Source organism: Gammaproteobacteria bacterium (genome assembly GCA_016195665.1).
Taxonomy (GTDB): domain Bacteria; phylum Pseudomonadota; class Gammaproteobacteria; order SURF-13; family SURF-13; genus JACPZD01.
Window position 1 is genome coordinate 1 of sequence record JACPZD010000025.1, and the last position, 12,137, is coordinate 12,137.

At 55.0% G+C, this 12,137-nt stretch carries 12 protein-coding genes, 2 pseudogenes and 1 CRISPR repeat array; of the genes and pseudogenes, 8 read left to right on the forward strand and 6 right to left on the reverse strand.

What is annotated here, in order from left to right; translation table 11 throughout:
- The first annotated feature begins 44 nt into the window (after nt 1-44).
- A CRISPR array of direct repeats spans nt 45-517; the repeat unit is 38 nt; unit sequence GGTATCGCCCGCTCAATTGAGCGGGCGCGGATTGAAAC.
- Between the two features lie 288 nt (nt 518-805).
- Both HY028_07185 and HY028_07190 read left to right on the forward strand, forming a co-directional pair.
- Nucleotides 806-1,423 carry a hypothetical protein gene (locus HY028_07185; GenBank protein ID MBI3344621.1) on the forward strand — a complete coding sequence of 206 codons (618 nt, stop codon included), beginning with the start codon at nt 806-808 and terminating at the stop codon, nt 1,421-1,423.
- 615 nt (nt 1,424-2,038) lie between these two features.
- Entirely contained in the window at nt 2,039-2,533 is a 495-nt protein-coding gene (locus HY028_07190) for a hypothetical protein (GenBank protein ID MBI3344622.1), read from the forward strand.
- Nucleotides 2,534-2,947: 414 nt separating this feature from the next.
- Here the strand turns inward: HY028_07190 and HY028_07195 are convergent.
- Nucleotides 2,948-5,443 (reverse strand): annotated as a pseudogene (locus HY028_07195) (hypothetical protein).
- A gap of 206 nt (nt 5,444-5,649) precedes the next feature.
- Between HY028_07195 and HY028_07200 the strand changes: the two are divergent.
- The 3 genes from HY028_07200 (at nt 5,650) to HY028_07210 (ending at nt 7,024) form a co-directional block, all read left to right on the forward strand.
- Nucleotides 5,650-6,486, forward strand: coding sequence for a transposase (locus tag HY028_07200; GenBank protein MBI3344623.1), 837 nt, complete (start codon nt 5,650-5,652; stop codon nt 6,484-6,486).
- Between the two features lie 92 nt (nt 6,487-6,578).
- Nucleotides 6,579-6,785: a 2-oxoisovalerate dehydrogenase gene (locus HY028_07205; protein ID MBI3344624.1), complete on the forward strand. Its 207-nt coding sequence runs from the start codon at nt 6,579-6,581 to the stop codon at nt 6,783-6,785.
- A complete protein-coding gene (locus HY028_07210) occupies nt 6,782-7,024 on the forward strand; it encodes a type II toxin-antitoxin system HicA family toxin (GenBank protein ID MBI3344625.1) in 243 nt (80 codons plus the stop codon). Before HY028_07205 ends, HY028_07210 begins: the two co-directional genes overlap by 4 nt.
- Nucleotides 7,025-7,151: 127 nt before the next feature.
- Here the strand turns inward: HY028_07210 and HY028_07215 are convergent, their stop codons facing one another.
- From HY028_07215 to HY028_07235, 5 genes and pseudogenes are all read right to left on the reverse strand, one after another.
- Nucleotides 7,152-7,475, reverse strand: coding sequence for a type II toxin-antitoxin system PemK/MazF family toxin (locus HY028_07215; GenBank protein ID MBI3344626.1), 324 nt, complete (start codon nt 7,473-7,475; stop codon nt 7,152-7,154).
- A complete protein-coding gene (locus HY028_07220; protein ID MBI3344627.1) occupies nt 7,469-7,723 on the reverse strand; it encodes an AbrB/MazE/SpoVT family DNA-binding domain-containing protein in 255 nt (84 codons plus the stop codon). The genes HY028_07215 and HY028_07220 overlap by 7 nt, the downstream gene beginning before the upstream one ends.
- Before the next feature lie 265 nt (nt 7,724-7,988).
- Complete coding sequence (locus tag HY028_07225) at nt 7,989-8,204, reverse strand: acetyltransferase (GenBank protein ID MBI3344628.1); 216 nt, start codon at nt 8,202-8,204, stop codon at nt 7,989-7,991.
- Between the two features lie 201 nt (nt 8,205-8,405).
- Entirely contained in the window at nt 8,406-8,705 is a 300-nt protein-coding gene (locus HY028_07230) for a HigA family addiction module antidote protein (protein MBI3344629.1), read from the reverse strand.
- Nucleotides 8,706-8,716: 11 nt separating this feature from the next.
- Nucleotides 8,717-8,995 (reverse strand): annotated as a pseudogene (locus HY028_07235) (type II toxin-antitoxin system RelE/ParE family toxin).
- Nucleotides 8,996-9,237: 242 nt separating this feature from the next.
- Here HY028_07235 and HY028_07240 point away from each other — a divergent pair.
- The 3 genes from HY028_07240 to HY028_07250 all read left to right on the forward strand — a co-directional run bounded on the left by HY028_07240 (nt 9,238) and on the right by HY028_07250 (nt 11,956).
- Nucleotides 9,238-9,948, forward strand: coding sequence for a hypothetical protein (locus HY028_07240; GenBank protein ID MBI3344630.1), 711 nt, complete (start codon nt 9,238-9,240; stop codon nt 9,946-9,948).
- A 9-nt stretch (nt 9,949-9,957) separates the two neighbouring features.
- The gene (locus HY028_07245) at nt 9,958-10,893 is read left to right on the forward strand and encodes a hypothetical protein (GenBank protein MBI3344631.1); all 936 of its coding nucleotides are present in this window, start codon (nt 9,958-9,960) and stop codon (nt 10,891-10,893) included.
- A 244-nt stretch (nt 10,894-11,137) separates the two neighbouring features.
- Nucleotides 11,138-11,956, forward strand: a complete 819-nt coding sequence (locus HY028_07250) for a 23S rRNA (adenine(2030)-N(6))-methyltransferase RlmJ (GenBank protein MBI3344632.1) — start codon at nt 11,138-11,140, stop codon at nt 11,954-11,956.
- Nucleotides 11,957-12,137 lie beyond the last annotated feature (181 nt).

Genomic DNA, 12,137 nt, shown 5'->3' on the forward strand with positions numbered 1-12,137 from the left:
GGATTGAAACGATTGGTTTGCCGCAACAGTTGGTAACGGCAGATGGTATCGCCCGCTCAATTGAGCGGGCGCGGATTGAAACAAGCTGTAGTATCCAGGACTGTGGCAGCCGAGGCGGTATCGCCCGCTCAATTGAGCGGGCGCGGATTGAAACGTAGCCGTCACCCGCCCGTACACCGCTAGCAGCGCGGTATCGCCCGCTCAATTGAGCGGGCGCGGATTGAAACTCGCTCAAACCAACGTTGGGCAGATGACGCTCTCGGTATCGCCCGCTCAATTGAGCGGGCGCGGATTGAAACATCAAGAAATTCCCAATTAAAAATGTTCATAGCCCGGTATCGCCCGCTCAATTGAGCGGGCGCGGATTGAAACCGCTGTTACTGAGAGGCTTGGTCGGGTCCTGATATGGTATCGCCCGCTCAATTGAGCGGGCGCGGATTGAAACCTGTACGCGAGCACGCCGGTAACGGCTCCCGCGAGGTATCGCCCGCTCAATTGAGCGGGCGCGGATTGAAACTACCAGGGCGGTGTATGTGGCCACGCGCAGGGCGTTCTCCGTGATAGAGTTGATGCGCTCAATAAACTTCAATATGTGGCCGATAACAGGGATTTTCCTGAACCCGGCGATGCCGGATTTCAGCGATGCCAAAGAGATAGCCGTCGCCTTGCTTCTGCCGTCCTTGATGGCCTTCTCGTAGGCGCGGTTGAACGTATCCACCGCACCCGCATATTCATTGTATGAGGATTCAATGTTTTTACCGATGCGCTCCAGATCTGGAAGATATGCAGCTCCGATAAATCCACCGTGCGCACGGAAGTCCGAAACAAGCTCGGACGAACCGTGTTTTCTGATGTGCTGGGCAAGTTCTTTAACGGCTCTCGGATAAACAGAAAATATCTTGGCCGCCATCTTTGCGCCGTGGGCGCCCGTCAGGGTTATAGCCCCCTGAATCGCGTCGCGGATGGGATTGGTGAAGATAAAGTCCGGGCTGTAACCGGTGTAAACCTTGGACAGCCATGTATTAATCTCTCTACCAGCGGAGAGGATCGCCCCGAGATGTTCAACACCCATCGCCTTGTATTCTCTGGCGGCTATTTCATCATTGATCTGTACTTTGACCGCTTGGCCGCCGACATAGACATTCACCTCATTATCAGCCGCCATCCCGGACGCCTGCAACATCACCCTCACAGGGTCGGTCGTTTTCACAACGTCGAAATCGGCCTTGTTTCTGCCGTATCTAAGGGCCTCTTCTGCAATGTGGCGCCGGGCGTCACTCAGGTTGTCAAACGTGGCAACATCAGAACCGTGATACGTCACCATATAGCTGCTCTGCCCTGGCTTCAGCACCTGCCGCTTTACGGGCTTCCCGACAGTACCAATTTCAGGGTTATTGGCCTCCAGCAGAAACATTATCAGTGATTTACCGACGCGGTTTCTCTCGTCCATTGAGATAGCCCTTTCGTGGTCGCGCCAGATGTTTTCGATAATGGCCTCGTCGCGCGCTGAATGCCCCATGCGGCGCTTTTCTCTGGCGTATACACTCAAGCCTTTCCCGGCGCCTGAGCCCTTTTGTTCTTCCGTCCCCTTAACCGGTATGTAATTCTCATAAGTAGCATCCCAGGCATCAACCATCTCCTGAGATATAAATCCACCGTCCAACTTGATCTTCTTCGTTTGCTCGGTGACAGACCGCCATTCGTTTGCAATGGATTTTAGTTGGTCGAAGTTTGGTAGCTTCTCAAGCTCAGACATCTTGTTGCTTGCTTCTTCATCTGTCATCCCAAACGCGGTAGCGTCTTCATCTTGGTGTATTTTCCTGATCTGTCTGTTGGCTTCTAGCGCATGTTGTGCCAAGAGATAGTCGCCGATCTGCCCCATGCTCAGGCTGGCCTTTTGCGTCTTTTTGATGAGTGGCTGCATCTGCTGCTCGCGGAAATCCTGAAGGCGCACAGCAATCTTGCTGCGTGAGCTTGTTTCCGCGAGATACACGTCGGCGCCCTCCGATAGCGCAATCCCATTTCCCTTGAGCCAGTTTTGCAGCACTTTAAAGCGGTTGAAGTTGTCCTGGATTCTGCGTTGTGCCGCCTGGGCTTTAGTTTCCTCAGGTGGAGATCCAGCGGCCTGTACTTCATCTGGCGTGCGGCTAAACATGCTATTTGTGGTGCGGCTTGCTGCTACTTCTTCACCAGACATAAACGACGGCTTCCCCTGCTTTCTCGCCGCCGCCATCACAGAGGCGCGAAGGAGCGTCTGGATATGGTCTTCAGTGATCTTCCCGGCAGGAAGGGTGTAGTGCTTGATAATGAACGTCTTAATTGCATCCATCAGCTGCCGCCACCACGTTTGGGTCTGCACACGCTGATCCTGTCCGACACGGGCAATGACCTCGGCGATGAACCATTCAGAACCCTCCTTCATGTCTGGCTCGGCCTTTATTACTTTATTCCATGCATCGCGCACAGTGGCATTGCCCGCCTTGTTCATAAAGGTAATGCGCCGTTGCAGTTGGGTGTAAGACACTTCGCCTAACATGCCCTTTAAACCGTGATGCTCCCCAATCTCGTGCAGGACGCGCGTGACTATATCTGGGGGCGATGCGGACTTTACGATCCATGACCGGCCCTCCCAGTAAACAGCTTCTTCATTGCCGCGCATGAACGGATGAATCTCAGACGGAAAGTCCTGTGGCGAGTTCACGAAGTTGAGTAGGCCTTCGCGCTCTAGAACGGCTGTTGCCTTCTCGCCGAAGGCTGAAATGACGGCTTGGCGGGCGGTGGCGTCAGAAATAGAAAGCCCGGCGCTGGGCCGATCTTCGGTGGCCCTGGAAAAGCCCACTTTCCCGATGAAGTTGACAAGATCGTGGCGGGCGCGTACTCTTGTTCGCAAGCCTCGCAGTTGGTTGCTATGCCCGGGGGATTGGACTCCGGCCCATGTGCGCCACTCGGGGCTTCTTTGTGTGTCCTCGTACCGAAGCGCGGTCCTGAACCACCTTCCAACGACATGCTGGCGACTCTTCCCGTACACACTGCCAACCTTATTGATGTCTAATGTGCCATCTTTCTGGTTGCGATGAACCGCAACTATAATTGGCGATCCTTCCACATCCTTCATGTTGGTCAGCACAACCAGCGACCCTTTAGGGGCTGTCGGTGAGTCAGAGTCAAATACTGCTATCGGATCAGCAATGGCTTCCACCATCATGCGCAGATGTTCCATCGAAATCGCATGCTTGTCTTCGGTTGCTTTTGGAACAATATCCTGCGCCATCCGTAACGGCAGGCGCTCAAGCCCAAGCATCCGCAGCACTGGTGGAGTAATCCCCAGCGGGATCATGTCGCGTCGCGTCATCTCGCCACGCTCGTAAAGATCAAGCGCAGCATTCAACTGTTGTTGCCACTCAGGGTCGTACACTGTCTCTGGTGATTGACGGCTGAACATCGCCGTTCCTTGGCCGGTTTCCTTGGTCTCGCTCGGAATCCATAGCCTATTGGTGGGGATGTATTCCTTATTGCCATCGGCATTACGCACCAAGACAGACCAACTACGATCCAACCCTTCACCAAAAGGTTCCGCGGGCTCCAGGACTTCGACGGTCTTGCCGGTACGGATGTCCTGTAATTTTGAGCCTGGGGTCTCCAGCGCCTTCTCCACGCGCCGGCTGTTTGTCGCCAGGGCCAGATCATCGGCGAACGCTTGCGGGGCGCCTACCCTTTCGGCAAGTTTGCGGGTGTGCGCGGCTCGGGTTGACTCTGTAGCTTTGTCAACATTAGCCTGATTATTGTCAACCTTAGCAGGCTGACCGATGGCATCCACCTTGTCCGCCAGCTTGCCCACGGCATTGGCCATCTTCTCAACGGCTACGCTTATGGCGGTGACTTCTTTAGAGGCGTCAGGCGCGGCCTGCATAGCTTCGGCCGTAGCCTTCGTGGCTACATTCCGAGCGCCGGAATTCTCTTTTTGTGCGACTTTTGACGCTTCCGGTATACCAGAAACGGGTATGTTCTCACCTTCTTTGGGTAGGACAGGCTGCTCAGCTTTTGTTTCTTGCGACAGCTTTAGGTCTGGATAATTAGTCAGAGCCTCTTTTGGGACAGGTTTCCCTTCGCGCAGCGCTTTCTCCACCACATCCCGGTGACGGACAGGGGTATCAACACGAGCCAGTAACTTGTCAACCTCACCAGGGGTTAACGTAACATCCCCTTTTGCTGCTGCCGCTAGTTTCTGGCTTGCCTCGTCGCTGACGCCATATAACAGCTTCTCCAATCCGTTTATCTTAGAGGAAGCCTGAGATGCGGAATGCTTGGTGAAATCGCTTTGTACGATATTGGGCCGAGTAGCTTCGCGGGCCTGATCCCATTCCCTGGCTGTCATTTGCCAAGGCTCCTTGTTTAAAGCCGCTTTACTCTGATTTATCACCGGCTGCGTGCGATCACCCCAACGCCGCTCGATCTCTTTCTGCTGTTCTGAAAAGACCTTCCTTCCGAGCCTGCCGCGCAAATAACTCATAAACTTGTCGCGGGTTTGGTGCTTATCCAGGGCCTCGCTGATAACGTCACTGGGGGACTTTCCCACCCCACCCGATTTCATAGGGATAGTCCGGGTCTTAATAGGCTGAACCTGTGGGATAGCTGTTGGGACAGGTAATACGGGCTGTACAAGAGACTGTTGAGCCTGATTTTGCTGGATTTGAGGGGTTATTGGCACAACAGGGGGTGTTATTGTGGGCTGTACAGCATTGAGCTGTCCTATCGCAGGCTCTAAAGGCCGCAGCACGAATTGCCCAGGAGAGACCTCAACTGGCGCTACACCCTCTAACTTCTTGGCTCTGGCAAAGAAGGTGGCTGCTTTTTCAGTGGAAAAGGTCTGGCCGTTTAGGCGGGTTATGTCTGGAACGGGAGTTGCTTCATCTGTCAAGGTACGCGAAACATCGGTTCCCGTACCTTTTGGCTCCCCCATAGCCATGCTATGGGTAGTGGCCTGCACGGCCCCGGAAGGACTTGTTTTGGATAGGCCGCTATCAATGATAGCCTGCTGTAGGGCGTTTATGGGCTGATTTCCCGCCTGAGCCTGCGCTGGCTGCACGATCTCATTTTGGGCTGGTAAGGCGGTTGGCTCTGGCGGGATTGCGCCTATGACCTCTGGAGCGGCTTGCGCAGGGAAAGCGGGGGCAACTTCGGCTTTATTTTGTCCGGGCACAGTAATCGTTGCTGGCACGGCAGGCAGATTGACATACGCCTGTGTGGCGGCAATGGCTTCGTCTACGGTTTGAGCGGATTCTATTGCCTGTAGGGTGGTTGTTTCGGTAGCGGCGTGCGCAGTATTGATCTGGTCGAGGAGGGCGGTGTCTGTATGAGCGTTAAGATCGGGAACGACAGATGTCGCGCTGGCGGGAAATGGTATGGTAGGTGCGGCTGGAAGGACTTTCTGGGTGGGGGCCATCACGCCAGCGGCTCCACCAAATCCAGCACCACCCACAAACCCACCCACCGCATTGACAAAGGTATCCTGTCCTATTGGGCGATTCCCGCCTATAGCCACATTCGAGCCCAGATTCTGTGTGCGCTGTTCGACATCCTCTTCGGCGCCCCAAAACAAATAGGGTCAGGTCTAGATTAATAGCACAACCCCTGTATAGTTATCTCATCATGTCACGCCCTCTCCGTCTAGAATTTCCCGATGCGCTCTATCACGTTACTGCGCGCGGGGATAGGCAGGAAGATATTTTTGAGGACGACCAAGATCGGGAACTGTTTCTGGCGACGCTGGGGCAGGTCATTAGCCGGTTCAACTGGATTTGCCATGCCTGGTGCCTGATGGATAACCACTACCACCTGCTGATTCAAACACCGGACGGCAATTTATCCAAGGGTATGCGTCAGCTCAATGGGGTATACACCCAGGCCAGCAATCGCCGCCACCGGCGCGTGGGGCATTTGTTTCAAGGGCGCTTCAAAGCCATTCTGGTAGACAGCGATGCCTATTTGCTGGAATTGTCGCGTTATGTGGTGCTCAATCCGATTCGCGCCGGGATGGTCAAGAAACCGGGCGCTTGGCGGTGGAGCAGCTATCGGGCCAGCGTGGGCTTGGAGCCCGCCGCCCCCTGGCTTGCCGTTGATGGCTTGCTGGCGCAGTTTGCCAAACGGCGTAGTCTGGCACGGGAGCGGTATGTGCAATTTGTAGCAGAGGGCATCAAGGCCGCTTCACCTTGGGCTAATCTCAAGGGGCAAGTATATCTGGGTGATGAACAGTTTGTGCAACGTGTGCAAGCCCATCTCCAAGCAGGCAAAGACGATGTGCAAATTCCCCGTGCGCAGCGTCGTCCGCCCTCACCCACCTTAGCGGAAATCGAACGTCACGCGCAAGACAGAAATGCGGCCATCATTGCAGCTTATGCAACAGGAGCTTATTCTTACCAACAACTCTCCGCGCACTTCGGGATACACTTTACGACGGTTGGGCGAGTTGTTAGGGGAAGGGAATAATGCGCTATAAGCTTCGGCTACGGCATGATGCTGGTTCGTAGGGTATAATTGTTTGCAAGTGCAAATGCGGACCAGTGAGGAGGTTAAATACAGTGAACGAAATTATCTTTCTCGTGGACGAGGCGCCAGAAGGTGGTTATCAGGCGCGCGCGCTGGGCGAATCCATTTTTACCGAGGCGGACGACCTGGAAAGTCTTCATGTTCATGTGCGTGATGCTGTGCAATGCCATTTTGAGCAGAACCGGGCGCCAAAGATAATCCGGCTGCACTTCGTAAGGGAAGAAGTGATCGCCTTATGAGGGTGCCCCGCACCGTAAGCGGGGAATCGCTGGCCAAATCCCTCCAGAAACTTGGTTACCGGACTACGCGCCAGACCGGCAGCCATATTCGGTTGACCTGCGATAGCCCAAACCAGCATCACATTACAATTCCAAACCATGATCCGATACGCTTGGGCACCTTGTCCGCCATCTTGGCTGATGTTGCTTCGCACTTAAAAATGCCGAAGGAAAATCTGGTTAGACAGCTATTTGGATAGCCATACTATTAAGGCCGCAAAGGTGAACTATCGCGCGTGCAAACAGGGTCACGGGTCGCAATCAGGGTCACGCAATCAGGGTCAGGTCTATTTTCTTGACATAATGACCTGACTGAACTGTCTTTTTTTACTCCGCAAACATCTCCTGCAACACCGTCAATGTCTTCGCGGCTGTGCTCGTATCGAGTTTGCCCATGCGTTTGACGAGGCGGGTTTTGTCTACGGTACGGAGTTGGTCGAGCACGATCTGGCCTTTCTTGCGCTTGAAGGTAAGCGGAATGCGAGTGGGGTAGTCGCGGCCTTTGGTGGTCATGGGGGCGACGATAACGGTGCCGATGCGGAGGTTCATTTCATCGGGTGAGATGATGACGCACGGACGGGTCTTGCGAATTTCGTGGCCTTGGGTGGGGTCGAGGCTGACGAGGTAAACGTCGAAACGGGAGACTACCAGCGCCATTCGCTTCGATCCCACTCGGTGGCTAGAGTGGTGTCTTCGTCAAGGAGCTTGTCGTCTTTGCGCTGAGCCATCCCGGAGAATGCCTCGGACCAACCGCTACGCGGCGCATGAACGGGGCGGATGATGAGGACATTGTCTTCGACCTCGATCTCCACCGAATCCTTGAGGCGGCACTGCTCCAAGACGGATTTGGGTAGACGTATGCCTTTAGAATTTCCGATACGCACGATGTTGATTTTCACGGCTAAAGTCTCTTGCTCGAATTAATAGGTGTAATCACATTGTAGTTACGCTCTCGGTGGATGTCAATGGCCGATTCTGGCACGGGCCCACCACGATACAATAAGTAATCGCCGCGCACTTCGGGATACACTTTACGACGGTAGGGCGAATTGTTATAGGGAGAATGATGTGCATCTTAGCTAGACCATAGCCTCTTGCTGCCGCTTGTCTCTGTGACGGGGAGGCCTCATGGTCTGGCTCCATGATTGTTGATTAATTTCCCGCTTATCTGGTTGCGCTGCGGTAATGCGGGTCTGTCCAACAGCGCGGCAGTTTTTCATCGGAAGGAAAGACCAGCTCATTCTTGTCAAATAACTCAGGCTCCGGCATTTCCTCGCCTGCGTGAAAGCGCCCCGACACGGATGATTTACAGGGGTCGAACAGGGCATCCACGTTAAGAATCTCCACCATATCGCCGATTTTTTTGTGCTTCAAGAACATGATATTTTCCTTTTTAACGCGTTGGGATAAATCCTACACCTTTTTATGCCGTGTTTGCAGACGTTCTTGCTCACGCTCACGTGGTGCACTTAGAAGTAGAATTCACCCCGGAGCGGGTTTTGGGGAGGTTGTCGGCATAGCGGATGTCATAGGCGCGCGCGATGGGCGTACTCGTTCGGGGTTGCCAGAACGGAATCTCAGTCAAGCCGCGGCGGGGGTGATCTCCCGCTTGATGCGCTTGGCGTTTTCGATTTCAGCTATCCGCAAGTCGTATGCCGCCTGCAAATTCAGCCACGAGCGCGCATCGCCGCCAAAGTAGCGCGCCAGCCGCATGGCGGTGTCCGCCGTGACGCCGCGCCGCTCGCGCACAATGTCGTTGATGCGCGGCGCGGGTACGTTCAGGGCTTTTGACAGCGCGTTGGCGCTCATACCCAGCGGGATCAGATAATCCTCCCGCAGGATTTCGCCGGGATGTACCGGCCGCATGCCATTCTTGAACATAGTAGTCTCCGTCAGTGATAGTCCACAATCTCGACGTCTTCCGGACCAGCTTCCGTCCAACGGAAGCACACACGGAACTGATCGTTCACGCGGATGCTGTACTGCCCGGCGCGGACGCCTTTCAAGGCCTCTAATCGATTGCCCGGTGGCGAGCGTAAAAATTCCAGCGTTTACGCCGCATCGAGTTGAGCCAGCTTGCGTACCGCTACGTTCGCAATTCCTGAAAACCGCTTGCAGTTGCCCGTTTCAAACAGAGCCTTCGTATCGGCGCAACAGAAGCTCTTGATCATGTTTTTATGGTATAACGTTTAACGTAAACGTCAAACAATGGGTAATCCGGCGCGCCGCCCAGTCCGCGGTACACACCCTCGTCTCATAGACTTTGCACCGAAGTACGCCGTGCTCCTACCCCTCAAACCGATTTTCATCGAATGACCAGCGACCGAAACGTTTTGTCTTGTTGACTCAGCCCGATAACCCAAGTAGCCTGATTTACAGTCACGATTCGAATGTCATTACGGGAGAGCATGCCATGAAGTTGTTACGTTATACGGGTTTGGTGATGGTCTGGGCCTTGTTAGCGCCCGGCGCTGGTTGGGCCGCCAAGATGCAGGAACCCCAGGTGGACTATTCGGCCGATAGTGTGATGGAGTCGGAAGGAATGGCGATGAAGTCGCGCGTCTACCATTCACACGGAAAACAGCGCCAGGAGATGGGCGGCGAGGAAGGTGTGGTCACGATTATCCGCCCCGACAAGAAAGTGGTATGGCAACTGATGGGCAATATGTACATGGAAATGTCCATGGATCAACAGGGCTCGAACGATCCGCATGACATGGACATGCAGCAGACCGCGGTGGGGGAGGAAGAGATTAACGGCGTCAAGACCACCAAATATAAGGTCATCGCCACGGCGAAAGACGGCAAGAAGTTCGGAGGTTTTTTCTGGACCACCAAGGATGGTATTACGATGAAGATGGATCTGTTGTACAAGGAAGGCAACAGAAAGGATCGCGTCGCAATCGAATTGAGTAATCTGAAGATCGAAATGCAAGACCCTAAGCTGTTCGAAATTCCCGCGGGTTACACCAAGAACGACATGGGCGCCATGATGGGGCGAGGACAGCCGGCTGGAAAGCCGAATACGGATGAGATGCCGAAAGACATGGGCGGGGACAAGGCGGGCGGCGCCGGCATGGATCCCGATAAGATTATGAAAGAAATGATGGAACAGGCGCAGTAAAGGGGACTTATGAAGCGATTGCATAGTCATGGCGCCTTGGCGCTGTTGTGGGTGGGTTTTTCCGCAGCCGTTGTCGCGGATGACATCTGCGGCGATTCGACCGGGCAGGCGCAAATCGCCGCCCGTGAGGCCGACGTGGCCCGGGCCGAAAAATCCGGCGACCAGGCGCAGATCTTTCTGGCCTATCAAGGCGCGATCGGAGTCGAATGTGCTTCGGACGGCCTCGTGGCGAAGTCGCGCGCGAGCCTGCCGAAGCTCGGCCGGGAACTCGCCGCCAAGGCTGAGGCCGATGGGGTGCTGTATACCAAAGAACCGCCACGCGCCGATGGCAAGACCTCGGCCTTTGCCTGGTTCGAGGCCAGCGGGAATTTCGCCGAGGCGGATCGGGTGATGCTCAAGGCCGTACACGCCAAGCCGGAAGACATGGAATTATTCAAGTCAGCCTGGAATGTGGATAGCTTGTCGGGCAGACGCTCGGGTGGGCACAAGGCGTCTGCGAGCTATCGGCAAGAGTTGGAAACGCTTGCCAAGACCAGTGCCGCGAAGCTGATGTCTCTGGAAGAGCAGGACGCCAAGGGCCTGACTGCGGATGCGGGAACGCTGGGGACTTCTGCGAGCAAGTCACTGGAGAAGCTGCAGCGCGCTGCGGACTGGATGCAGTTCCTCCCGGAGGGGGACAAGCCGGCTAAAGTTCGCGCCGAGCAACGCGGCGACACCATCATGAAACGGGGCGACGCAGGGCTGATGGGTGCGGTGGCCATTGGTTATTATCAATTCGCCGGTTCGCCGAAGGCAGCCCAGGTAGAAGCCAAGATGGAGGAAACCATGCGCGCGGCGGAGAAGTCGAGTGAGAAGGTAAAAGACGCGATTGTAGAAAAAAACGCGGACGATCAAACGAAATTCAAAAAGGGCCAGGCGGATCTCGAAAAAGAGTTGGACTTCTAGCTGTATACGGACTGCTGTATCCGTTGGCATCACTGACGCATAGAGCTTGCCGCGGTTACTTTGATCGAAGCGCCGGTAGGCTTGCCCTTGGTTGCGAGCGCTTGCCTCGGTTCCTCCTCCTTCCCCACAGGGTCTGTACCTTCCCCGGCATGACGTGCAACGGGATTTTTGGCCGCCGGATCCCTGCGACGGCCAGTGAGATACGATTTGCCGACACTATGTTTTCCCTGCTGAGATCGAATTATTGAACTACCGCCATAGTTTCCACGCCGGCAACATTGCCGACGTGTTTAAGCACATAGTGCTGACCTTGGTGCTGCGTGCGCTCCGGCAAAAAGAGACACCGTTCTGTGTGATTGACACGCATGCGGGGGGTGGTCTCTATGCGTTAAAGGCGCCGGGAGAGTTTGAGCAGGGCATAGCATTGATTTGGCCGGAGCGGGGGAAGTGGCCGGCCTTCACGGATTATTTTGCCGTCGTCGAAAAATTAAATCAGCGAGGTGGGCTCAAACATTATCCGGGTTCGCCGTTTGTTATCGCGGAGTTTTTACGTCCGCAGGACAGAGCGGTGTTGATGGAGCTTAATGAGCAAGAGTGCCGGTATCTTAAAAATAATATGGCGGAGATGCAGGGTGTCGCTGTGTTGTGTGTTGACGCCTGGAAGGCGTTAAAGGGCTTTGTGCCGCCGAAGGAAAATCGGGGGTTGGTGCTGATTGATCCGCCTTATGAGGCAGCGGATGATTTTGATAACGTGCTCGCTGTGCTCAGGTATGGGGCAAAACACTGGCGTAACGGTATTTATATGGCGTGGTATCCGTTCAAGTCGCGCAAGATCGTGTCGCGGCTTCATGAAGGGGTGCGGGGTTTGGGCATGGGAGCACAGGCCGTGGAATTCATGACGCTGCCGGATGATGTGGAGAACCGCTTAAACGGCAGCTGCTTGGTGATTGTGAATGCGCCGTGGAAGTTGATGGATACCTTGAAAGATCTGTTGCCGCCGCTGGCCGAGCGGCTGGCGGGTGCAAGCGGCAGGCCGGAGGTGAGGTTTATAGATTTGCAATAGACTCCCTCACCCTAGCCCTCTCAGAGAGGCCCTCACCCTAGCCCTTGTATGTTTCGTTTTGCTGGACATGAATGAGTTGGTTGATGGTTAATTCAGCCCGGCCCGGCAGCTCGATCAGCCCTAGGGACACCAAGCCCGTGGGAGAGCAAGGAGCGTCGTGCCGGTTTTTCAGTGCTAACCC

Excerpts from the sequence above, each read along its gene's own strand:
- HY028_07200 (MBI3344623.1), top strand. The coding sequence starts at position 5,650 with ATGTCACGCCCTCTCCGTCTAGAATTTCCCGATGCGCTCTATCACGTT.
- HY028_07245 (MBI3344631.1), top strand. The coding sequence starts at position 9,958 with ATGAAGCGATTGCATAGTCATGGCGCCTTGGCGCTGTTGTGGGTGGGT.
- HY028_07230 (MBI3344629.1), bottom strand. The coding sequence starts at position 8,705 with ATGTTCAAGAATGGCATGCGGCCGGTACATCCCGGCGAAATCCTGCGG.
- HY028_07240 (MBI3344630.1), top strand. The coding sequence starts at position 9,238 with ATGAAGTTGTTACGTTATACGGGTTTGGTGATGGTCTGGGCCTTGTTA.
- HY028_07225 (MBI3344628.1), bottom strand. The coding sequence starts at position 8,204 with ATGTTCTTGAAGCACAAAAAAATCGGCGATATGGTGGAGATTCTTAAC.
- HY028_07210 (MBI3344625.1), top strand. The coding sequence starts at position 6,782 with ATGAGGGTGCCCCGCACCGTAAGCGGGGAATCGCTGGCCAAATCCCTC.